Origin of the sequence: Zunongwangia sp. HRR-M8 (assembly GCF_027594405.1) — a bacterium.
Classification (GTDB): Bacteria; Bacteroidota; Bacteroidia; order Flavobacteriales; family Flavobacteriaceae; genus Zunongwangia.
The window spans coordinates 2660229-2683547 of record NZ_CP115161.1; the positions used below are offsets into that span (position 1 = coordinate 2660229).

The 23319-nt window shown below is 32.9% G+C and carries 17 protein-coding genes and 1 tRNA gene; 7 read left to right on the forward strand and 11 right to left on the reverse strand.

All coding sequences use genetic code 11. The features are described from left to right. Positions 1-143: 143 nt before the first annotated feature. A complete protein-coding gene (locus tag PBT89_RS11430; protein WP_270062024.1) occupies positions 144-1202 on the forward strand; it encodes a succinylglutamate desuccinylase/aspartoacylase family protein in 1059 nt (352 codons plus the stop codon). Between the two features lie 83 nt (positions 1203-1285). Here PBT89_RS11430 and PBT89_RS11435 read toward each other — a convergent pair whose 3' ends face one another. From PBT89_RS11435 to PBT89_RS11450, 4 genes are read right to left on the reverse strand one after another with little or no spacing between them, the layout of a single operon-like run. Next, positions 1286-2422, reverse strand: a complete 1137-nt coding sequence (locus tag PBT89_RS11435) for a cytochrome-c peroxidase (RefSeq protein ID WP_270062025.1) — start codon at positions 2420-2422, stop codon at positions 1286-1288. 3 nt (positions 2423-2425) lie between these two features. Then, entirely contained in the window at positions 2426-3982 is a 1557-nt protein-coding gene (locus PBT89_RS11440) for a DUF6850 family outer membrane beta-barrel protein (RefSeq protein ID WP_270062026.1), read from the reverse strand. Positions 3983-4018: 36 nt separating this feature from the next. Next, the gene (locus PBT89_RS11445) at positions 4019-5368 is read right to left on the reverse strand and encodes a DUF4876 domain-containing protein (RefSeq protein WP_270062027.1); all 1350 of its coding nucleotides are present in this window, start codon (positions 5366-5368) and stop codon (positions 4019-4021) included. A 16-nt stretch (positions 5369-5384) separates the two neighbouring features. Next, positions 5385-8051, reverse strand: a complete 2667-nt coding sequence (locus PBT89_RS11450; protein ID WP_270062028.1) for a TonB-dependent receptor — start codon at positions 8049-8051, stop codon at positions 5385-5387. A 243-nt stretch (positions 8052-8294) separates the two neighbouring features. On the opposite strand from PBT89_RS11450, the gene PBT89_RS11455 reads away from it, so the two are divergent. Then, a complete protein-coding gene (locus PBT89_RS11455) occupies positions 8295-9857 on the forward strand; it encodes a carboxylesterase/lipase family protein (protein WP_270062029.1) in 1563 nt (520 codons plus the stop codon). A gap of 67 nt (positions 9858-9924) precedes the next feature. Here the strand turns inward: PBT89_RS11455 and PBT89_RS11460 are convergent, their stop codons facing one another. The 4 genes from PBT89_RS11460 to PBT89_RS11475 form a co-directional block, all read right to left on the reverse strand. Next, positions 9925-10347: a hypothetical protein gene (locus PBT89_RS11460; RefSeq protein ID WP_270062030.1), complete on the reverse strand. Its 423-nt coding sequence runs from the start codon at positions 10345-10347 to the stop codon at positions 9925-9927. A 95-nt stretch (positions 10348-10442) separates the two neighbouring features. Beyond that, entirely contained in the window at positions 10443-11084 is a 642-nt protein-coding gene (locus tag PBT89_RS11465; RefSeq protein ID WP_270062031.1) for a response regulator transcription factor, read from the reverse strand. After that, positions 11084-12985 carry a tetratricopeptide repeat-containing sensor histidine kinase gene (locus PBT89_RS11470; RefSeq protein ID WP_270062032.1) on the reverse strand — a complete coding sequence of 634 codons (1902 nt, stop codon included), beginning with the start codon at positions 12983-12985 and terminating at the stop codon, positions 11084-11086. The genes PBT89_RS11465 and PBT89_RS11470 overlap by 1 nt, the downstream gene beginning before the upstream one ends. Before the next feature lie 473 nt (positions 12986-13458). Further along, the gene (locus PBT89_RS11475; RefSeq protein WP_270062033.1) at positions 13459-14136 is read right to left on the reverse strand and encodes a sensor histidine kinase; all 678 of its coding nucleotides are present in this window, start codon (positions 14134-14136) and stop codon (positions 13459-13461) included. Positions 14137-14549: 413 nt separating this feature from the next. Here PBT89_RS11475 and PBT89_RS11480 point away from each other — a divergent pair, with 413 nt between their 5' ends. Continuing rightward, positions 14550-15182, forward strand: coding sequence for an alpha/beta hydrolase (locus PBT89_RS11480; RefSeq protein ID WP_270062034.1), 633 nt, complete (start codon positions 14550-14552; stop codon positions 15180-15182). Positions 15183-15284: 102 nt separating this feature from the next. Further along, positions 15285-16121 carry a class I SAM-dependent methyltransferase gene (locus tag PBT89_RS11485; protein ID WP_270062035.1) on the forward strand — a complete coding sequence of 279 codons (837 nt, stop codon included), beginning with the start codon at positions 15285-15287 and terminating at the stop codon, positions 16119-16121. A 397-nt stretch (positions 16122-16518) separates the two neighbouring features. Here the strand turns inward: PBT89_RS11485 and PBT89_RS11490 are convergent. Further along, a tRNA-Pro gene (locus tag PBT89_RS11490) sits at positions 16519-16592 on the reverse strand. Between the two features lie 87 nt (positions 16593-16679). Further along, complete coding sequence (locus tag PBT89_RS11495) at positions 16680-17528, reverse strand: aldo/keto reductase (RefSeq protein WP_270062036.1); 849 nt, start codon at positions 17526-17528, stop codon at positions 16680-16682. A gap of 165 nt (positions 17529-17693) precedes the next feature. Between PBT89_RS11495 and PBT89_RS11500 the strand changes: the two genes are divergently transcribed. The 3 genes from PBT89_RS11500 (at position 17694) to PBT89_RS11510 (ending at position 21253) form a co-directional block, all read left to right on the forward strand. Continuing rightward, entirely contained in the window at positions 17694-18677 is a 984-nt protein-coding gene (locus PBT89_RS11500; RefSeq protein WP_270062037.1) for a PAS domain S-box protein, read from the forward strand. Positions 18678-18795: 118 nt separating this feature from the next. Further along, positions 18796-20073: a YaiO family outer membrane beta-barrel protein gene (locus PBT89_RS11505; protein ID WP_270062038.1), complete on the forward strand. Its 1278-nt coding sequence runs from the start codon at positions 18796-18798 to the stop codon at positions 20071-20073. A 1-nt stretch (position 20074) separates the two neighbouring features. After that, complete coding sequence (locus PBT89_RS11510) at positions 20075-21253, forward strand: hypothetical protein (RefSeq protein ID WP_270062039.1); 1179 nt, start codon at positions 20075-20077, stop codon at positions 21251-21253. On the opposite strand, the gene PBT89_RS11515 is transcribed toward PBT89_RS11510, so the two are convergent. Beyond that, positions 21250-23295 carry an LTA synthase family protein gene (locus PBT89_RS11515; RefSeq protein WP_270062040.1) on the reverse strand — a complete coding sequence of 682 codons (2046 nt, stop codon included), beginning with the start codon at positions 23293-23295 and terminating at the stop codon, positions 21250-21252. The genes PBT89_RS11510 and PBT89_RS11515 overlap by 4 nt on opposite strands. Between the last annotated feature and the right edge of the window lie 24 nt (positions 23296-23319).

The window sequence follows — 23319 nt, forward strand, 5'->3', positions numbered from 1 at the left end:
TCTGTATTTCCAGTCGTAAGAACTTATTTGATTTTTTTTGAAATAATTATCTGGTTTTTGTCAATTTTTGAATTATAAAACGACACAGTATTTTAATATTGCTTACTATTGAAGCATAATAATGATCAACAAAATTTAATCTAATGAATATCATTAAATCTAATTTGAGTAAAGTTCTGACTGTACTCTTTATATGCATTTGTAATGCTGGTTTCGCGCAACAAAAGAATTTTGAATTTGCAGAACGTTCGTTAGAACCAGGTACTAAAACCGAATTTTTATTACCGGTTAACACCAATTCTGATAGTACTGTGATTCCGGTTACTGTATTTCATGGACAAAAAGAAGGCCCTGTACTTGGTATTGTTGCCGGTGTACATGGTACCGAATTTGTTCCAATTCTAGCTGCACAACAGTTAGCCAAAGACATTGATCCTAAAAACTTATCAGGAACGATTATTTTGGTACATATAGCAAATGTTGAAGGTTTTTTAAATCGGTCATTTCGCGTAAATCCTATTGATCAGAAAAATTTAAATCGTGTATTTCCCGGAGAACAAAATGGTAGCATGACCGAGCGCCTTGCCTGGACGATTTCTAATACGATAATTCCTGTTTGTGATTTTTATATCGACGTACACGCAGGCGATTATAATAACGATTTGCGTTCGTATGCTGGTTACTATAATTACTTTGATAAACCTGAAATTTCGAATAAAGCAAAAGACATTGCAGTTGCGATGGGATTTCCTTTTATTGTTCAGTTTGGGAATCAGGAAAGCCTAAAAGATAAAGCAATTTATACCTCTCGCGAAGCATTTATACAAGACATACCTGCAGTAGATATAGAGTGTGGCCGAATGGGAATTGTTGAAGAAAAATTTGTACAAAGAATTCAGGAAGCTCTATGGAATGTAATAGGACATCTTAATATGGCAGATGTTAAAGTTCCTGAAAATAAGACAGCAGTATTTATAGGACAACGCACAACAATTAATAGCGAAGAAACCGGCTTTTTCTACAGTGATTTTACCAGCGGTGACTACGTGAAAAAAGGAATGAAATTAGGATATATCACCGATCTTTTTGGAAATCATCTTAAAGATGTACACTGCCCGGTAGATGGAATGATTCTCTATAAAACATTTAATCCTCCAATTAAAAAAGGAGATGGTTTGTTTAGTATTGGTCACATCGATTAGTAAACCAATTAATTTTATAAAACAGCAAAAACCCCAAAATCTATTGGGTTTTTTGCTATTTTTAAAGAACTCGGGGTATAAAATTATTCAGGAAGCTCTGGTGGCGTTTCCCGATGATTTACTGATTCTAAAGTTTTTAAAAATGCCACTAAAGCATATTTTTCCTTTTTAGTTAAGTGTAGCTTTTTCAATAAAGGAGAAGTTGTTGGGAATAAGGTATCGTTTACTTGATGATCTTTTCGTTTTGGATGGGGCATCCCGGCGCTGTATAAATTTACAATTCCATATAAATTCTGAAACAAACCATTATGCATATAAGGCCCAGTTCTGCTAATTTCTCGTAACGTTGAAGTTTTAAATTTGCCCACATCTTCTTTATTGCCGGTAACTTCATAACGCCCTAAATCTTCAAAAGGTCGCCCGTAATACGTTAAACCGGTATTATGAAATTTATTGTCTGAAAAATAACTGGTATTATGGCAGTTGATACATCGAGCTTTAGTTCTAAACAAATGCATTCCTAATACCTGCTGATCGGTAAACATTTTACTTTCTCCATCTATAAATCGGTCAAAACGAGTGCGGCCGCTAACAATCGTACGCTCGTAGGTAGCAATTGCTTTTTGAATTCGTTCTTTACTAACTGTTTTATCCCCAAAAGCGGCTTCAAATAAAGCTTTGTAGCCTTCAATTTTTGCGATATCTTCAGAAGCCAAATTAATATGGAAATTCATTTCTAGCGTATCCTGAATAGGAAACTGTGCCTGATCTTCTAAAGAACTGGCACGACCATCCCAAAAAAGTGTTTCAGCATAAGCAGAATTTAAAATCGTCATTGAATTTCTTCTCCCCTCTCTTCTTAAATGCCCATAGCTATGCCTTCTACCATCTCCCCAACCCAGTTCAGAATCATGACAACTGGCACAAGCAATTTGCCCGCTAGACGATAAACGCGGATCGAAAAACAAGCTTTTCCCTAAGTCTTTTTTTGCTTCGGAATACGGATTATCTGTCGGAAATTGAACATCCGGTAAACTGCCTATATCCTTAAAATCAGCCTTATTTATTGTAGAATCTAAGCTAGGTTTTGGCCAAGTAGAAGGATCGCCACTGCTATACACTTCACGTAACCGATCTATATTATATTCTTGGTAAGCTTTAAAACCAAAAAAACTTACAACTATCGAAAAAATGAAAAGTTTAAATATTCTGTGTAGCATGTTTTAATAATATACTTTTAAACTTGCTGAAACCGTCCATCTATTAGGAGTGGTATTATTGAAATACTGTAAATTATTGAAGCTTTCTTGGTAAGAACCTTTTATAGAAAAATAAGTATCCAGATTTTGAATTGACTTTAAGTTTAATCCTAAATCGATACTACTTTGCCAATTTGAAGCTGAAAACAATTCGCTATTTGGAAGTGTTACCTCTTCATAAAAAAGCTTTTGTGTTAAACCGAAAAAATCTTTATCCTGTATCGAATTAAAATAGGATGCATTAGGGTAATTAAATTGATGGTTTAGAGAAATATTTACTTGTCCACTTACTTTTGGTAAAAAGTCTAAATTCGGGTTTATTTTTATTCGTTTCATAGCGTAAAATTCAGGTTTTACAAACGAAAAATTTAAACGAGATTGCTCTAGAACATCTTTTTGTTCTGAATTTCTATAACCGAAACCTAAACCAAGATCTGTAACCGATTTTCCTTGTTTCGTTTCTAAATACCCAAAGAGTAAATTAACTTTTGTAATAGATGCCGAATAAGACTGCCCTCCTTGATTGGTAAGTGTATTCCCTGCTTTAGTATGCAATCCAGAAAATTGAAGTTTTAAATGACTATTTTCAGTTTGCTTTTTTAATACTAAAGCATCTAAAGAATAGGTTTTGGGTTTATATTCTGCAAAAAAGTCTTTTTCATTATGCTTGTTATTTACATTGGCATTTTTATAGGTATCTTGTTTTTTCTGAAGATACCCAACATCTATATTTATAGTGTAGATTTCATTCTCAAGTGTATATCCAAGAGTAATACCTGCCTGATGATAATTCCGCATGGTAGAGGTCCAAAATGCATTGGAAAATGATCCATAACCCGTTATCCACTTAATGTACTGTCTATAATTTTTTGGAGAATCGTTACTGCTAATGGTATAATTTGTTTTGTTGCTTATATCGGTAGCCCCATAGCTTCCCTTTAGACTTACATACTGAGATGCCGTAATTTGATAATTAAGCCCTGCATTAAAAACTAATTCATTAAAGGTAATTTTATCACGAGGATCTCTATCGTTCCTGTATTTATTGAAGAGATGGTAATTAACCTCAGCTAAAGCGTGCCATTTATCTTTTATAGGAAATACAATTCCGCCATTAATATCGTAATCTTGATTACTCCAATTACCGGGTCTGGCTACTCCAAAATAATGCGGATCTTCCATAAATCCGTTTTCCGGAAGCTGGTAACTTAAATTCCATTTTAAATTTTTATAGTATGATTTGGTTATCGATAAATCGCCATAAAATAAAATACCGCTTTCATTTTTGTAAATTCCATTGGTCTGTAACCCAAAATTCTGCATTTGGGAAGGGATTCTAGCATCTCTAAAATCCCCTCCTTCTGCAGTATAGAATAATCCTGTTTCGGTATAGTTTTTTACCGGTAAATACAAAAAATTAAATGGATTAATTTTTTCAGCAGTTAAAATATCAGAAAAAAAAGTATTTCCCGCCGGTGTAAATTCCTGAGCGTTTAACCACCCTATATTTACACAACACATTACTATACATATTCGTAAAAAACGATACCGTTTCATTTAAAAAGTGGTTGTAATTTCTACAATTGGTCTATCTAGTACTTCAAAATCGTTACTACTGTTATTCGTGTCCTGATAAAATACTTTTCCATCTTTATCAGATTTCACTTTACGAATTATCGATTCTGAAGAAAATTTCCCGCTAATCGTTGCTATTTCACCAGCATCCACGCTATTTGGTAATCTTGGTGGTTTTGGCTTAGCCGGATCTGTATTTTGTATTTCTACCCCGTCTAAAACATATTCTACAGGTACCTGCATATATGTAGAAGTTTCTTCATCAAAATTATCATCGTTGATAGATGGCAGTGGTACTGAGTTTATTTGTTGATATGCTTCTTGGTTAGCTCTAAAAATGACTAAAGCCTCACGACCATTGGTGTCAAATATTAAGTCGTTTCCTTTAAAGGTTTTAAAAAGGATATTTAAATTTATCGAATTTGGATTGTCAATATCAGAGTCTATTCCATTTCCGCCGGTAGAGGCAAAATAATCTTGATAAAACGCCTCGAAAGGAGCCTGACTTAAATCTACCGTTAATGATGGATCTTCTACTTCATAAGTTACCGGTTCACCATCACTGTCTACAGTATTTAATGGAGCTTTATGATTTACTGCAGTAGCTGCAATGATTACACTTTTTCCTGATTCAAGCGGATATTCTTCTCCGCTACCTGGAATTTGCAATACTTCTTCAGCATATACATAAGCAGTATTTGCATTGTCAGGATCTTGTTGATTAATAGATTGGCTCCAATCGTATTGCCCATTAGGTAAGTTATAATCTCTAATAGTAGAACTAATACTAGTTTGTCCTTTTATTTGTGCGAAATACAAGCCGTCTAAATAAATGGTTTTATTAGAATTATTGTGAATTTCTACAAACTGATCACGGAATACAGCTCCTCTTCTGACATCAGATCCTACAAAATAAATTTGTTTAAACACTAAATCTCCAATTTGCCCAGTAACCAAAGAAATTTCGGTAGTTGTGTTTGTTTCTGAAATACTTACATTTGATAAACTTCCATTAAATATTACCTCGTTAGTAACTTCTTTACCAGAAAATGCTTCATATTCTGCTGCCGTATACTGCTTACTTACGTTGACATTATAAGTTCCCGGAACTACTTCTATGGTGGCATTTCCTGAAGCATTGGTTGTAATGCTGTAAGTTTTGCCATCTTCTACATTTTCTAAGGAAATTGTAGCTTCTTCTGCCGGTTTATTGCCTTCATCTGTACCAAGGTCTATGGTAAATTGATGTGATACAACATTTATGAAATTATCGTCGTCACTACACGATAAAAATAACAGCCCAACAAGGCCTAACAAATAAAACTTTCTCATTGATTATTTATTTAGATTAGAATTGATAATTAATTTGCGCTCCAAAACTTATAGATTCATTTTGTAAGTTCTTATGATTTCCAGTAGCTACCAAGGGTCGATAATTTAAAAAGTTGGTAACATACATCGACAGACTTAAATTATTTTCAAATTCTTTTGTAAGTCTTAAATGAAAATTGTGATACAGATGGGTGACTTGATCTCTAGAATTGGATGGGGGTTGAAGTAAACCCTGAAATCTTTGATCATCTAGATTGTCTGCTGATATCGCTATTCGATCTCCATTTCCATCAATATACGCCACCGGATAAATTGATTTTATTGTAGCATAGTTAGTTCTTCGTGTGAATTGTTCTGCAGTAAGCGAAATTAATAAGCCTAATTCAGATAAATGATAACTTGCCGTGCCACGCAATTTTAAATCGTCAGACTTATCAGGATATTTTGTGAAAATTCCATAAGGAACCGCAATATTAGCCTTATCGGAATTAGATTTTATAGTTTCATTAAACGATTTATTCTCGGTATATACATATCGTCCTGAAAAACTAAAAGAGGTATTAATCGCTTCAATTTTTTTGAAAGTTGCAAAAAACTCTACCCCAACATCGGTTGTCTCTTGAGAATTTTGTGGTAAACTATAGGTTTCTACCCGATTAGAATATCCGGTTACTTGGTAATCTGGAGCTGTATTATCTTCCGGATAAGTAAATTCGACTTCAGGATAATCAAAATTCACTAATTGGTCGCGCCCAACAATTCCATCAAAAGTTCGGTTATAATAAGCGGTTAAACTAAAATTTGCAAAATTGGCATTGTAATTAGTACCTAGCTCGTACTTCCAAATTTTAGAAGGTTCTAAATCTAATTTGTCAATCGCAATTTTATAGGTTTGTACTAAATTAAATGCATAATCATTGGTTCGAATATCCCGAATTAAATAATCGTAATATTTATCACTTGGGAAAATTTGCGAAAGTGAGGGCGCTTTAGAAGCAAAACCTATACCGCCTCGTATACTCCATTTTCTTGATAGTTCGTAGCCAAAATTTATACGCGGGCTGATACTGGAAAAACCATTTTGATTATCGTAACGCAGCCCGATATTCGCAAATAAATCGTGGCCATTTGCAAAAGTATAGGTGCTATTATCTTGAAAATAAAATCCGTAATTCTTCCGTGGAGTCACTAAATTTCTATACGAAGTAGGCCTAAAACCTACATCTTCTCCACTCGTACCTTTAAAGGTAAAATTTGAATAGGCTTTATCCGGATCAAATCCTGTACCCCTACCTTTATTATCACTATAACTAAAATTGAATCCTGCTGATAAATTATGACTAATTTTTTCGCTATTCAGCGATTTTCTAAATGATAATTTAGTGTTTAAATTTAGCGGTTGTCCAAAAACTTCTTTTACAGACAAGTAAGAAACTGGGGTATAATTACCAGTATATAAACTGGTTTCCATCGCGGTTGGGACTACTAGTCCTCCGTTATTTATAAATGATTGATGATAGGAGTGTTGTTTAGCATACGAAAATCCCACATTAAATTCGATATTATCGATTATAGCCGTATTGGCATTCCAAAACAAACGGTTACTGAGTCGAATTCCTCTATCCTTTTTAAAGGTAGCTTCTCTTTTTCCAGATTCATTCTCTTTATCGTAAGAGATATCATTTAAATTATCATGAAAATTAAGAGAAAATGAATTTCGAAATTTTTTGTCGTGAGAATTTACGGTCCAAATAGCAGATGCCGTTACCCGATCGTAGTTATTTAATTGATCGGTGGGATGATTATTCGCATTCAAATAATTAATAGAAAAACTTAAGTTTCCGGCTTTTTCTCCTAAATTATATCCTTTATCTAAACTTACCTGAGTAGTCCCTTGGCGCAAACTAGCCATTATTCGATACGGGCTTATTCCTGCTTTTCGGTCTATTTTAATTAAGCCGGTAGTTAAATTTCCATATTCAGCATCCGGTATCCCGGCTATTACTTCTATTTTTTCAATATTAGAAGCCGGTATGGTATTTAAATCTAAACCATTGGAAGGATTATCTAAACTAGTTAGCCCATTATTGCTTCCTTTACTATAAGTTTGCATATTTTCATCATTAGAAATTTGCAAACCGTCAATCATATACGCAATTCCAAATGCATTTGTCCTAGTAGCTCCGGCGCTTGACGTTCTTAAATTAAGAATATTAGTTTCAGTGAAATTGGGCGGTTTTATTTCTTGCCCAGGTAATTGTTGTAAAATATCAGAAAGGCTAAACGATTGGCGTTGGTTAACGGCATAATCATCTAATACTACTGCAGATCCTACTTTACTTCGTTTAGGCACGGCGGTTACCGTAACATCGTCTAATTTTAGGTTGTCGTCTTTTAACCGAACAGTAAGGATTTTACTAAAATCTTTAATATCATCTTGTGTGATTTGCTGTTCTTTTTTCCCGAGTATTTTAAAATTCAACTCAAAACTTTTGGGATTATAAATTTTAAGCGAAAAATAACCTTTCTCGTTAGTTACTGTCCAAGCATTACTGTTAGCATCGGTAATTAAAACACCTTCTAAAAGTTGGCTATTTTCATCACTTATAACTCGACCGGAAAGACGTGATTGGCCATACGAAAATGTACAGCTTAATATAAATAACAATGTAATAAATCGCATATAGTAGGGATTTGCGGCTGCAAATATATATTTATTTAGATTTAATACAAATAAAATTAATTGAATATCAATTAGGCCTTAATACTACTTTCTCAGAAGATAATTCAGATTTTAAATTTAATGTGTCAATCGATTTATTTGTAAATTTAATACCGATTAATAAGTGTTTTTTTATACTTATTTTCCACCAATCATCAAAAAAATAAAACATTGATATTCAATGCATAAAAAATTAAAAAACATATGAAGAAGTTATTATTTTTCACATTAATATTTTGTAATCTACTCGTCAGCGCTCAAAATTTTACTAAAATTAAAGTTGAAGGCGGATTCATTAAAGGCTATAACGAAAACGATTTAACTATTTTTAAAGGCATTCCCTTTGCAGCTCCTCCAGTTGATGAATTACGTTGGAAAGCTCCACAACCTGTAAAAAAATGGGAAGGCATAAAAAACACTACTAATTTTTCGAATTCTCCCTTCCAGCCCGGAAATCCTGTTGCTGGAAAAAGTGAAGATTGCCTTTATTTGAATGTTTGGACACCTGCCAAAAGTAAAAACGAAAATTTACCGGTTATGGTATGGATTTATGGAGGAGGTTTTAGCTTTGGAAGTAGTGCAGAACCTGTGTGCGATGGTTCTTCTCTTGCAAAAAAGGGAGTGATCGTAATATCCATAGCTTATAGAGTAGGCCCGCTAGGATTTTTAGCACACCCTGAATTAAGCAAAGAAACCGAATCCAACACCTCTGGAAATTATGGGTTATTAGATCAAATCGCCGGATTAAAATGGGTCCAAAATAATATTAAAAGTTTTGGTGGAAACCCGGATAATGTTACCATTTTTGGGGAGTCTGCCGGAGGTATATCTGTGAGTATGTTATGTGCTTCTCCTTTAGCTAAAGGCTTATTTAAAGGAGCTATTTCACAAAGTGGAGGTTCGTTTGGTCCTACTCGAAAAACTACCTATCCGGGTGAAAATATGAAAACGCTTAAACAAGCAGAAGCGGATGGAGTTGAATACTTAAAAAAAGCAGATGTATCTTCTATTGAAGAACTTCGAGAATTACCCGCAGAAGATTTACCTATGGGAATGGGTATGCAAAGTAGCTGGCCCATAGTTGATGGTTATGTTATTCCGGATGCTCAATATGAATTATATAAAGATGGAAACTTTAATGATGTTCCGGTTTTAATTGGTTATAATTCTGATGAAGGAGCTTCATTTTCAAGAGAAAAAACTCCGCAACAGTATATAGAAAACGTTCAAAATCGATATGGTAAATTTTCAGATAAACTTATTGAAGCCTATCCGGTTTCTGAAAATAAAGTTTCTAAAACAGCTAGAGATTTAACACGTGACGCCGCTTTTGGTTGGCATACTTGGAAGTGGGCCAATTTGCAATCTCAAAAAGGCAATACCAATGTATTTTATTATTATTTTGATAAACATCCGGAGTACCCAAAAGATTCTCCACAATATGGATATGGCTCTCCTCACGGACAAGATATAGCTTATGCTTTTATGAACTTAGAGGTGGTAAATAAGGGAGACATTTCAGCTTCAGATAAAAAATTAGCTGAACTCATGGGAACCTATTGGACCAACTTTGCAAAATACGGAGATCCGAATAGCCCATCGGTTCCAGAATGGCCTAGCTTCAGTAAAAATAATCCAAAAGTGATGTATTTGGATGCTAATCCGCATTTAGGACCTGTACCAAGTGAAAACTCGTTAAAAGTTTTAGATGACTATTTTGAATGGAGATATACTCCTGAAGGAAAAACTTGGGAAGAAAATCATTAAAATAAATAAACGCTGGTAAAATTTAAAAACAATTCTACCAGCGTTTTTAATAGTTATTTAGAGTACTTTATACTGCAAATAAAAAGGAAGCAATAATCATCCAGCTGCCTACAATCAAGCCTAAAATTCCTAATTTTCCTTGTTTAGGAGCTATTTTCTCTCTTAAAGTAGCTGCTTTTTCTTGTGCCGCAGCATTATTTTTAAGCAACAGACTATTAATAAGTGAAAAACCAAGCATAAAACCTAAACCTGCTTCTACAATACTACCTGCTAATAACGTTGCCCACCAGATAGGAGCTGAAGTTAACCAACCTAAATTAAGGATAGCTGAAATAATTCCCCAAACTCCAAAGATGCAAAATACCAGCCCAATCCAGCCCTGATAAGGAGCTACTTTAGCCAACAATTCTTCGGCGTTTGGTTTTTTTGAAAGAATTAAAGATGGCACTGCGATGATGCTTAATAAAATGAGAGTGATACCGTAAATCATAATTTGTATTTTTTATTTTTTACAAAGATGCAACGAAGTACTCCTTCATTTATAACCCGTATATTGGGAAAAAATACACCCTGTTTTCAGGGAGCTTACTCTAGAATACCATTCTCCAGCGCATAACGAGTTAAACCTGCCAAGTTACGTACCTGTAATTTTGATATAAGATTTTTACGATAACTTTCTATAGTGTGTTTGCTTAAAAAAAGTTCATCTGCAATTTCTTGAGTAGTATATTCTTTGGCTATTAATTTTAAAACCTCTTTTTCTCTTTTGGTTAATTTCACCACCGGTTTTTTCCGAGTTTCAAGCATTGTATCCATCAAAACTTGTTTAATCCGTGCAGAGAAATAAGTGCCTCCATTCAAAATGGTTGTAATTGCGTTTAATAATTCTCGCTTTTCGGAATTTTTAGAAATATATCCCTCTAAACCTGTTTCGGTAAGTTGCTTTATTGTTTCTCCATCTTCTGACATACTAACGACCAAGGTTTTCACATTCGGGAATTCCTTTTTAATTGCTGAGTTTAGTGCGATACCATCCATTCCTGGCATACTAAGATCTGTAATTACTAAATCTATTGCTTCATCTGTATTTATCTGTAAATACTTCAAAACCTGTTCGCCATTAGCAGCGGTAAGTTTTACATCTATATTTTCTTCGTCGTTTAAAATACTTTTTACACCATCAATAAACATGGCATGATCGTCGGCAATAATTATAGTATATTTCATTATTCTTCAGTAAATTTTATTTTGGGAAATTCAATGCTTATGACAGTTCCCCTATCTTTAGCACTATCTATAGCAATTGTTCCATTATATTCTTGAACACGCTGAGTAATATTTCTAAAACCGATTCCTTTAAAATTACCTTCAGTATTAAAACCAACCCCATCATCATCGTATAACAAAGAAAGGCTATACTCTTCTTCAGGCATAATTATCTGTATACTAACCAAACTAGCTTCAGAATGCTTTATTGCATTTGTTACTAACTCTTTACAAATATTAAAAAGCGTAACCTGCATTTTTTCAGGAACTTTATTAATTCTTGCTTCGGGATATGCACTAAATTCGATATCCAGACTTTCGGTTCCCCTAAGTTTGTCTAAGTAACTTTTGATAAGACTACTAAACGCTTGTTCCTCAAACTCTTTTGGAATAAGGCTATGCGAGATTTCGCGTACTTGTTGGTAGGTAGCATCTAATTGACCTATAATAGTTAGTTCTTTTGAAGAGCTATTTCCATTATTCATCTGTAATTTTATGGCCGCAAGATTACCACCAATGCTATCGTGTAATTCTCGAGCTATTCGATTACGTTCTTCATTTTGAGCTTTAATACTTGTTTTGGTTAAATCTAATTCTTGCTTTTGCAACAAGGCTTGTACTTCTTTTTTATTTAAATCTTCTTGTTTTTTGTTTAACAAGCTTTGTGTCTGTAATTTCTGATAATACACAATTAACAAGAGTATTATTGGTATTAAAATCACCAGAAATCCAATTAAAAAAGCATTTTTTGTAGTTCTTTGATGATCAATTTCTGCTTCTTTTTTTAATTGCTCTTTTTGCAATTTATTAATCTCTTGCTCTTTTTTTAAGGTTTCGTATTTAAGCTCGATATCTCTAACTAAACGTTGATTTTGCTTTTTAGCTATGGAGCGAGTAATCGATTCTTTTTGCGTCATTAAACTATATGCATTTTTATAGTTATCACGAGCCTTATACAATACCACTAATAAATTAATTATATCGCGTTGTAATTCTAACCGATTCCAATTTATAGTATTGGCGTATGCTGTACTCAGTGCAAATTCTGCCATTTGGTAATCTTCCATTCGGATGTAAAGACTACCTTCTGCTAAAACACTTTTTATATATAAATCGTACAAACTAAATTCTAGAGCTTTCTGTTTAGTTTGTTGGAACATTTGTATTGCTTGTTCCTGATTACCGGTTAAAGACGTAATTTGTGCATTTGCAATTTCAACCCGTAACTGTAAGGCTAAAAAATTGTTGATTTTTTTATGCTGAAGCACTTCTAATACTAAATTTTGTGCTTCATCAAAGTCTTTATCGAGAATGGCTACATCTATCTTTAAAGCATCTATAGAAAATGCTAACTTTAAATTTTGTGAAGGATTTTTTATCTGATTTAAATATAAAACCGTTTTATCACGATCTCTTTTTAGAAAATAAGTTTCGGCCAAGCCTAATTTTAAGAAAGCATTAATTTCAGCTTCTCCTGAAATTTCCATTCCTTTTATAAAACTGGCTATAGCCTCATCTAAAAGGCCAATATCTCTTTTGCCAATAGCCTCATAATATAGTCCTAACTGTTCAAATTTATTCTGAAGTGACGAGTTATCTAATAATTTAGATTCTCGTTGTATTTTTTGTCCATAAACTAATAATGAATCTACGCTTCCTGAAATTTTGAAAATCTGAGAAATAGTATCTAGGTAAAATAATCTGTTTAAAGGATTTTTTGCGGTTTTTAAATGGTTATAATACTTAATAGGTACACCACTGGGTAAATTTGAAAAAGACCGGAAATTAATATTTTCATCTTGGGCATGGAGTTGAAAAAGTATTCCAAAAAATAGCCAAAAAAAGATTTTCTTAAAGCTCATACCCCTTTAGATTGCTACAAAATTACTTTATAATTTTAAAATTGAATCTTAAAATCTCCATTATTATTAGCCAATAATGGAGGTGATTTTTAGCAGCGAAGGTATAAGTTTTATTGAAATAAAATTTCACGGAAAACAGGGGTAAATTGGATGACAAAAAGATGGTTTGGATTTATTAGATTTACTTTATTATTATTTACTCAAATCCAACCAAACTTGATTGATCCCGATATAAGCCATATTGCTAACCAAGTAGCATTTAACCTACCTGGGATAAAATTTCTATTAAGTAAATCTAACTGGTGGATCTGCATCTTCCTGTGATTCAATTGAACCTGATAGAAACCTTCAAGATCTTCAGAAAAAAGAAAAATAATCTAAATTTAAGCTGATATTTTCAGGTCAGGAAATTCTGAAATTTCCGTTTGTTTCTATTTATCCTGAATAATTTGATTCCGTTTATGTTTAAACGATTAGGAGCTATGTCCAAATATTCTTGAAATTTCGGCTACAACATTTTTTCTTACATCTACCCAATCAAAAGTTGGTTTTAACATTCCTGCATCCAAGCGGCTCATATTGAGTAAATTTTCAACTTGACGATTTAACCGATGTCCCGCTGTTGCGATTTCATCATATAGCGATTGGATAATTTCTTTAGATAATTTTTCTTCATTCTCAACAATAGTATCTACCGAGCCTATTATGGTTGAAATCGGAGTTCTAAGCTCATGAGATAAAGAATTGAGCAAGGTATTATAAAGTGCAATTGTTTTTTCTTTTTCTTCTTCATCTCTTTTTTTATCCTCGAATTGTCTAATTTTAATAGTGAGTACACCGTTAATCATGGCTATAAGAAGGTACATTATAAATAACAATAAATCTTCAGCCGAATTAATTTTGAAAGTATAAAAGGGAGGAATGAAGAAAAAATTTAGGATAAGTGCACTTAGCAAAGCACAAACCAATACCGGAAATATACTAAAAATTACAGCCGTAAGCGAAACCGCCAATAATAGTATAAGAGCTACCACTTTGTAGCCCATGAAATCTTGAAAAAAGTATGATGTAAAAAACGCTAATAGTATTATCGAAATACCGATAACATATTGCTGATTGAGACTAATTTTTTTACTATAAACCGAACGCACCTTTTGTTTGTAAATTTAGGTATTAACTTATAAAGATTTATAAATAAACTTTGGAGGGATAATTGCGATAACTCAGAACAATGTTGTAAGCACTCATTGTTATTGAGATTCGCTATTTTTAAATTTTAATGTTAAAGGTTTAAATGGATTTTTACAGAAAAACTCCGGAAACCTCCATAAACATGCAATTCTTCAAAGTAAATTTCACAGAAAAATGAAGTTTAATGCATAATAATAACGATTATAGCCATATGCCCTTTTATTACGCTGAAGGCATAAGAAAGAATGAAATCGCTAAATAGAACTAAGTTTTTTCCCTATCTGGTATAAACATCTCTTAGTTAAAATATTAGTGCTATTTTTATAAGTCAAGATTCAGTTAAGATATAATTCATCCTCTATAGTGCTAAAAAATGAAGAGATTCCTTCTATTCTTATTACTTCATTCTACAATGACTATTTATGGAAATGAACAAAGTAGATACTTGTTTTTCCTTCATAATAGATTTTTAGAAGAATATGAATTAAATGATATTCATCCAGAATATGGAAAAACGGAATATGATGCTATATTGAAGGAGTTCAGGAGTTCAGGATTAAAAGTTTTTAGTGAGAAAAGAAATGGTCGTGTAAATGCTCGGGAATATGCATTACTAATAGTTGAACAGATAGATAGTTTGTTAGCAATAGGTGTAGATGCCAATAAAATTACCATTGTAGGAACTTCTAAAGGAGGTTACATAGCGCAATATGTTTCAACACTGGCGAACAATCCAGATTTAAATTTTGTTTTTATAGCCTGCTTTCGGGAGAGTGATTTGGTTAATATTCCTGAAATTAATTTTTGCGGTAATATTCTGACGATTTATGAAAGAACAGATCCATTTGGGGTTTCTGCATTAGAAAGAAGGAAGAACTCCACATGTAACATATCACATTTTAAAGAAATTGAGATAAATACAGGCTTGAATCATGGTTTCCTTTTCAGGCCTTTAAAAGAATGGATCTTACCTACTATAAAATGGGCGAAGGGTAATTATAATTAATTTGTAAAGAAATTCAATTCGTTATTTCAATGAAATGATTTTAATCTACATTACTATTTTTTTAATTTAGATCGATAAGATTTTATCAAAACATCAATCAAAATGGAACATCCAAAAAACATCGGAGTTCATGAAACCGCTTTTGTGACTTCCGCTTTCCGAGCAACCGATAAAAATTTGAGTCAGGATACTTTTGCCCAACTATGGCAAAATTCTAAAACTGATAAATGGATCGCCGAATATCTTAAACAAGTCTCTTCAGAAGAGCCTTTTACTCACTGTTTAAGGAATAGATATTTTCTGGATGAAATTAATGCATTAGTACAAAAGAATGAAATTGATGTACTGATCAATTTTGGAAGCGGCTTCAGTATGTATCCTTTTTTAATTGATAAGAAACTATTGCATATTGAAATCGATAAGCCTGAAATAGTAACTTATAAAAAGCAAAAACTAGAACATTGGCAACAAAAGGATGTATTACCAAAACGGAATATTCATTTTATCGGTGTCGATTTCACTTCAGAATATAAGTCTGGTTTAATTACAAAACTAAATACAATTAAAGGAAATAGGCCTTGTTTTATCTTAATAGAAGGCGTGCTTTTCTTTTTAAACAGAGCGGAAACCAATGGCCTGTTTCAGTTATTTAATACCATTCAAAACTCTGGCGACTATATTGGTAGTGCTTCTTTTCAGGAAACGATAAAAGATACCCAAGCTTTTAAAAATCTCTTGCGCTTTTTCAATTTAAAAGTTGCAAAAACAAGTGAAGATGATTACCAAACTATTGATGATCGCTATTATACCTCTGTACCTAATTACAGCTTAATAGATCAACAGGATTATTTTAGTCTTTCGGAAAAATATGACCATAAAGTCATTGAAGAAAAAACACTGATTTTGAATGAAAACTTTTATTTGTTGAAGAAAATTTGAGCTGTTTTATATTTTAAGAATTTTCCTCTTTCAAAGTTTTTAATTGTACTATTTCTGGGAAAAATAAAATGATTTATTACAAAACTCTGATGTTATGGCGTGAACTAACGGTCTTAATTGAAAAGAGAATTCCGAGTTTATGTAAATGATTTATTTCAGAAAAAACGTATTACAAAACTTACAGCATTTTTCATAGTGTTCCGTTTTCAAATTAGACAAAAGGCGTGAAAACGAAAGTCAAATCAATATGAGCTACAAGATAACCAAAAAAAAGGTCACCGAATAGGTCACATTTTTAATTATTTTAAATGATCTTAAAAAACATCATAAAAACAAAAAAACCTTGAAAATCAATAGATTATCAAGGTTTTTTAACGCCATTTATATATGGTCTGAGTCGGGATGACAGGATTTGAACCTGCGACCCCACGCCCCCCAGGCGTATACGCTACCAGACTGCGCCACATCCCGATTTAAGAAGCACAAATTAAATAGTATAGTTTATATTTTCCAAAATATTTTATAAAGATATAATTGAAAGATTTTAAAATTATTTTATTACTTTTTAGCAAAATGCTCCATAAAATGATCGGGGTGTGCGCCTGTTCTTTCATTATTGTCTAACGAATCAATTTCCATTACCTCATCTACCGATAATTCAAAATCAAAAATAGCAGCATTTTGTTCAATTCGATCTTGATGAACACTTTTTGGAATAGTAATCACTCCTTTTTGCAAATCCCAGCGAAGGACTATCTGAGCAGGCGATTTTCGATGTTTTTCAGCAATATTTTTAATAATCTGATTATCTAAAATTTGTCCACGCATTAATGGTGACCAGCCTTCGTACTGAATGTTTTTTTCAGCGCAATAATCAAGCATATTTTGCTGAAGCAATTTTGGATGAAACTCATTCTGCAGCACCATTGGTTTTATACTTCCGTTTTCGATAACTTCATCCATTTGATGTTCTACGCAATTACATAAACCAATAGCTTTCACTTTACCAGACTTGTAAATTTCTTCCATTGCACGCCAAGTTTCAGTTAGAGTATCGGGTACCGGCCAATGGATTAAATAAAGATCCAAATAATCCAAATTCAATTTTGCCAAGCTTTTATCAATCGCTTTCAAAGTACCTTCATAACCTTGATCATCGTTCCAGACTTTACTTGTTATAAAGACATCCTCCCTAGATAATCCGCTTTCTTGAATGGCTTTTCCAACACCTTCTTCATTTTTATAAAAACTAGCTGTATCGATATGGCGATACCCAGCATTTAAAGCGTAATTTATAGCATTTTTCACCTCTGCACCATCTTTAGTTTTATACACCCCCAACCCTAAATAAGGCATTTTTAAACCATTGTTAAGACTTACAGTCCCATTAACATCTGTAATTTTCATAGACTTTTTCTTTAGTCTAAGATCGAAAATTTGGATTGAAAATTAAAATGATATATTAACAAATAAATGTATCGCACACGAGTAATTATTCGTTTTTTTGTTATCGCTTTAAAATGAAACAATTCTTGCTATCTATTCTACGTTAACGATATCATGAACAAAAGTATGCCCTACGAAATACTTTCGATTTCTAATCTCGATAATAAGCCATTAAACCTGGGGTATTATTTAGACAGTGATATTATCTCTGCTAAATTAAATTGCGTATATAATGCCGAGCAAGCGATCTCCTTCATTAAAAAATTTAGAACACATATAATTTTTATAGACCTAGATAGTTTTAAAGACGATGGTTTAGAAGAACTGGAAAGCATTTTTTCGTTTACCACCGCCATTCCGATTGTAATTATTAGCAATAAGCTGAATCAAAAATTTAGAATGTTATGTTTAGAAAAAGGAGCATCAGACTATATTGTAAAAAAACATTTAGATTCATTTGCTATTTACAATGCGCTGAGACAAAATATTGATCGCCCTAATTATTTTAATGCCTTAGAAGAAGCAAAATCGAGCTACAATCAATTATTTCAATTGTGTCCTCAGCCAATATTTGTTTACGATCTTGAAACTTTACGTATTATCGATATTAATGAAGCCGTTCTAAGAAAGTATGGGTACACTTATCAGGAGTTTCTTTCCAAAACAATGGATGATATTCGATCTGATGATACAACCACTGAGGCGGTAAAAAAAGCATATGAGCATAATAAACATTTAAGAAAAAGCTACCGTGGCATTTTAAAGCATTGTACTAAAAATGGTGAATTATTAGATGTAGAAGTGCATAGCAGCATAATCACTTTTGGAGGAAAACAAGCAAGAATCGTAATTGCGATCGATATAACAAAACAACTTACTTACATTAAAGCTATAGAAAATCAAAACAAAAAACTAGAAGAAATTGCGTGGACCCAAAGCCACGTAGTTAGAGCTCCTTTAGTAAGAATGATGTCTTTAGTGTATATGCTTGGCGAGAATTTTGAAGATAATACCGATTTCTACTTAAAAGAAATAACCAAATCTGCTGAAGATCTTGATCAAATTATTCATGAAATTACGGCAAAAACAAATCCAGATTTTGAAATTTAGATAATCTACCAGAGAATTCCTTTCAAAATCTTTAATTAGAATTCTTTATCTAATAAATTTACTCATTAAATTGTTATAAATTTTTATATTCATAGTACCCAAATTTCATGAGTCAACTATGTATGCTACTAAAATGAATCTATTAAATAAATCGACCTTCAATTACTTAACAGTAATTTTATTTTATTTATGCTTGCAAACTAATGCATTTTCGCAGAATTATAGTTCAGATGAATTGTTTACAATGGCTAGAGAAGCTGCTTTTGAGGAAGACAATTATCCAAAAGCAATTAAATTTTCTAAGAAAGCTCTTGATCAAAGTCCAAATTATACGGGTATTCGTGTTTTTTTAGGTAGATTGTATACTTGGAGCAAGAACATAGATAGTGCTCGTGTTGAATTTGAAAAAGTACTAAAAAACAATCCAGGTCACGAAGATGGATCTTTTGCTTATGCAAGTTTGGAATACTGGAATGATGACTCAAAAAAAGCTTTAAATATTATAAATAATGGTTTAGAAGCGCATCCAGATTCTGAAAATTTATTACTACTGAAAGCAAAAGTACTTAAAGATCTAAAAGAATATAAATTAGCTCAGGAAGCAAATAGCCGACTTTTAAAAATCAATCCCGGTAATACTGAAGCTCGTTCTTTAAGTCAGCGCTTAACGACTCTTTCAGCAAAAAATCAAATTGGATTAACTTACGATTTTGTTTATTTTGATGAGCAATTTGATGATCCATGGCATCTTTCCAGCATCGATTATAGCCGGCAAACAAAATTAGGGTCTGTAGTTGCAAGAGTAAATTATGCAAACAGATTTCGCACCAATGCTTTTCAGTTTGAAGTAGATGCTTATCCCAGTATTTCTAAAACATTTTATGCCTACGTAAATGCAGGAATTTCAGATAAAGAAGGAATATTCCCAGACTATCGCGCGGGATTTTCATTATATGCTAATCTCCCATGGGCTATGGAAGCAGAGGCTGGCTTTAGACTCCTTGGCTTCGATGATGAAACTTGGATTTATACCGCTTCTGTAGGGAAATACTATAAAAGTTTTTGGTTTAATTTCAGGACTTTTTTAACGCCTTCAAACAGTTCAGTATCTCAATCTTTTAGTTTAATTACTCGTTATTATTTAGGAGGTGCTGATGATTATCTAAATTTAAGAATTGGTACAGGCCTTTCCCCAGATAATCAAACCAACAATATTTTATATAATAACGGAAATCAATATCGTTTAAAATCGAATAATATTTTTCTGGGCTATCGTAAGACATTATGGTCTACAAATGTAGTTTTTATTGAAGGCGGATTAGAGAATCAGGAATATAGACAAGGAGAAACCGGCAATCAGTTTACAATTGGAGTAGGATATTTAAAACGTTTTTAAAATGCTAAAAAAGCGTTTAAAACACATCATCTTAATTTTAATATTATTAACTCCGGTTTTTATGTTTTTGGCGTGGTTTTTTACGCCTAAAACAAAGATGGTTGCAGCCATTATAGATAAGACCGTTTTAACTAAAGAGGGCCAGGAACATATTTCTTTAGATTGGATTCTTAATTATAAAAAATACACCAAAACTTCAACTAAATTCTATAAAAGAAGCGAAGATTATTTTGGTTTTTTCCCGAAACAAAATGAAGAATTCGAACTTAAAGGTCTAGAACGATTCCCTTCAAATAAAATTGAACAACTAAGCAATGATGCCGATTTGGTGTATTTTACTGATACCTACGGAATTTATACCAACGAGTGGTATGAGCAAAAAAATCAAACAGAGCGATCGGGTATTGTGTATGGCGGATTGAAGGAGAATGATATGGAGTTGCTACAGAAAATGAAAGATAAAAACAAATTGGTTATTACCGAATTTAATACGTTTGCATCCCCTACCGCTTTCGATATCCGTAGAAAATTTGAACGGACTTTTGGTATCCAATGGACAGGCTGGACTGGTCGTTATTTCGATAATCTGGATACTTTGGTTAACAAAGAATTACCGCGTTGGCTTATTAGAAATTACTTAAATCAACATGGTGATAAATGGCCGTTTAAAAAATCGGGAATTGCTTTTGTACACGAGAGTGACCAGGTAACCATTTTAGAAGACAGTATACACTTAGAACTTGAAATCCCGCAAATTTTAAGTAATGACTACGGAAGAAAACGCTTCTCCCTGCCAGAGGAAATGAAATATCCATTTTGGTTCGATATTGTTCAAAATAATTCGGCAATCAATAAAACCGCTGCAAATTATAAGCTTTTTACCACTGAAAAAGGCAGCCAGGAATTAAAGAAATATGGTATTCCAAATTCGTTTCCTGCGGTAACTTATCATGTAGATAACGATTACGAATTTTATTATTTTTCCGGAGATTTTTGCGATAATCCAATTACCATGAGAACCTCATATTTTAAAGGAATTGGTGTTTTTAAGCGATTATTTTATAACGATAGGGACAAAACTGAAAGAGCTAGCTTCTTCTGGAAATTTTATCGCCCAATGCTTCAAACTATTTTAGAAGATTACCAAGCAAAAATTAACAGCAAAAATAAACAATCTTAGTTGGCATATTTCGCATAAACTGAATCCGGTATTATTTTCCCTCCGTTGGTAATTATCGCGTTCTTCTGCTTAAATCCATTGTAAGCATCCAAAATGCTTTGTTGCTGCTCGGGATCGTTTACTGGTCTCGATCCCATATTCTCAAGAATCTCATACAGGCGATCACCATTAAGATGGTATTTTCCTACTACGTAGTCTTTCATATTTACTTTTGTTTGGATTAATGGAATGCGATGAACATTTCTAAAATTTACCACAGTGTCCAAGCCTTTTCCTAACCAACTATAGTTTTCGGGAAGATCCATTTTATAATTCGATTTCAGCAAATTCAAAAGACTGGGGGTAACATCTTGGTGTGAGGATATCGAAGCTATTTCTGAAGTTCTGCTAAGCATTGGCGAATACATAATTAAAGGTACATGATATCGATCAATAACAGTAGCCATCGGGATTTCGGGTAAACGGTGATCGCCTGTTATTAAGAAAATAGTATTCTCAAAATCTGGTCTTTTCTTGTAGCTATCAAAAAATTCCTTCAGCATTTCATCGGTATACAAAATACTGGCGTATTGATCGCGATAAGAACGGTAATCTTGCTTTTGAGAATCGGTAAACTCCAATTGCTCCATACGCTGTTCAAAGCGATCGTAATACTCCTGCTGATGATTAATTTTAAAAGGGTTATGTGACGATACTGTAAGTAAAACGCCTAATTGTGGCTTTGCAGCGCTATCTGACGGTCTTGTTTTTAAATATTCTGTATAAAGTGCTTCATCATCATATCCCCAGGTAAATCCGTTTATTTCTGGTAATAATCCTTCTTTTGTAGAAAACTCATCTTTGTCGATTAGATCATCAATATTATTTCTTCTTAAATACAGTTCCATATTATCGAAACTCGCGTCGCCACCATAATAAAATGAGGTCTCGTAATCATTATGTTTTAGCAGGTTTAAAAGTGATAATTGTTTAGGCATCTGCTCTCCCATTCCTAAATAACCACTTTGCGCAAATGGTAACGAACCTAAAATAGAAGGTAAAACCGCAAAAGTACGACCGCCCTGACTAAGAAAATTTTTCCAGTACATACTTTTTGTAGAAAGCGAATCTAAAAAAGGCGTAAAATTTCCTAAATACGCACCTTTATTTGTAAATGCACGTCCTAAACCTTCAACCAGAACAATAACAATATTCGGCTTTTTTTCATTCAAATTGAAAAACGGAGAAAGAACATCGCTATCTAATTCGGTGTGATAAAATGGATAATTTCCTTCATCTAAATATTCAAAATCGACTATAGCATTATCTATATTATCGTAAATACCGATATAATTATCGGCGTAAATATCTACATCGTAATCTGTCTTCGGAAAGAAATAATAATACGAACTTGTAAAAAAATAATCAGATTTATTAGTAACCAGGTTACTTGCAAAAGTAGTTTGCAAACTTATTTGGCTCCACGCTGAAGTGGTTGGCGTAAAGAAAATAATTACTGAAGCTATTAGATAGATCCCACCTACGCTCCACGGTAATTTAATGTATTTTGGCAACCACCACAAAATAGCAACGCAAAGACCAATAACGATTAAAAATTGAAGTATTGCTAAAAAACTTAAGCCACCAGAAGCTCCCAAAGTTTGCTGAACATCTTCTATTGAATAACTAAATATATCTGCTCCTAATAAATTTAGAGAAGTCGTAAAATATAAAACCAAACCGGTTTGAACTATCGCTGCAACACAGATAAAACTTTTGAACGCTATTTTTGCTGATTTTGGATGAATAACATAAAGAATCGCATAAAAAAAATAACAGAAAATACCCCACTTTAACCAAAGTAGAACATCCATCCAACAGCTGTAAAGCAGTAAATTGAAGAAATTTTCTGGTAAAGAATGAAGTGCTGCGTTATAAATTAGCTCTAATATACTCAAGATAAAGAGTAGCAACAACCAAACTATCGATAACGAAAAGAAGTCTCTAGTAGCATAAATGAGCTTTTCTCTAAAACTTAAATAATCGAAGGATTCCTGAGACATACAAGTAAATATGGATCACTAAAC

What these genes read in the sequence shown, in the direction of transcription:
- PBT89_RS11430 (WP_270062024.1), top strand. Translation starts at nt 144, where the DNA reads ATGAATATCATTAAATCTAATTTGAGTAAAGTTCTGACTGTACTCTTT.
- PBT89_RS11435 (WP_270062025.1), bottom strand. Translation starts at nt 2,422, where the DNA reads ATGCTACACAGAATATTTAAACTTTTCATTTTTTCGATAGTTGTAAGT.
- PBT89_RS11440 (WP_270062026.1), bottom strand. Translation starts at nt 3,982, where the DNA reads ATGTGTTGTGTAAATATAGGGTGGTTAAACGCTCAGGAATTTACACCG.
- PBT89_RS11445 (WP_270062027.1), bottom strand. Translation starts at nt 5,368, where the DNA reads ATGAGAAAGTTTTATTTGTTAGGCCTTGTTGGGCTGTTATTTTTATCG.
- PBT89_RS11450 (WP_270062028.1), bottom strand. Translation starts at nt 8,051, where the DNA reads ATGCGATTTATTACATTGTTATTTATATTAAGCTGTACATTTTCGTAT.
- PBT89_RS11455 (WP_270062029.1), top strand. Translation starts at nt 8,295, where the DNA reads ATGAAGAAGTTATTATTTTTCACATTAATATTTTGTAATCTACTCGTC.
- PBT89_RS11460 (WP_270062030.1), bottom strand. Translation starts at nt 10,347, where the DNA reads ATGATTTACGGTATCACTCTCATTTTATTAAGCATCATCGCAGTGCCA.
- PBT89_RS11465 (WP_270062031.1), bottom strand. Translation starts at nt 11,084, where the DNA reads ATGAAATATACTATAATTATTGCCGACGATCATGCCATGTTTATTGAT.
- PBT89_RS11470 (WP_270062032.1), bottom strand. Translation starts at nt 12,985, where the DNA reads ATGAGCTTTAAGAAAATCTTTTTTTGGCTATTTTTTGGAATACTTTTT.
- PBT89_RS11480 (WP_270062034.1), top strand. Translation starts at nt 14,550, where the DNA reads ATGAAGAGATTCCTTCTATTCTTATTACTTCATTCTACAATGACTATT.
- PBT89_RS11485 (WP_270062035.1), top strand. Translation starts at nt 15,285, where the DNA reads ATGGAACATCCAAAAAACATCGGAGTTCATGAAACCGCTTTTGTGACT.
- PBT89_RS11495 (WP_270062036.1), bottom strand. Translation starts at nt 17,528, where the DNA reads ATGAAAATTACAGATGTTAATGGGACTGTAAGTCTTAACAATGGTTTA.
- PBT89_RS11500 (WP_270062037.1), top strand. Translation starts at nt 17,694, where the DNA reads ATGCCCTACGAAATACTTTCGATTTCTAATCTCGATAATAAGCCATTA.
- PBT89_RS11505 (WP_270062038.1), top strand. Translation starts at nt 18,796, where the DNA reads ATGTATGCTACTAAAATGAATCTATTAAATAAATCGACCTTCAATTAC.
- PBT89_RS11510 (WP_270062039.1), top strand. Translation starts at nt 20,075, where the DNA reads ATGCTAAAAAAGCGTTTAAAACACATCATCTTAATTTTAATATTATTA.
- PBT89_RS11515 (WP_270062040.1), bottom strand. Translation starts at nt 23,295, where the DNA reads ATGTCTCAGGAATCCTTCGATTATTTAAGTTTTAGAGAAAAGCTCATT.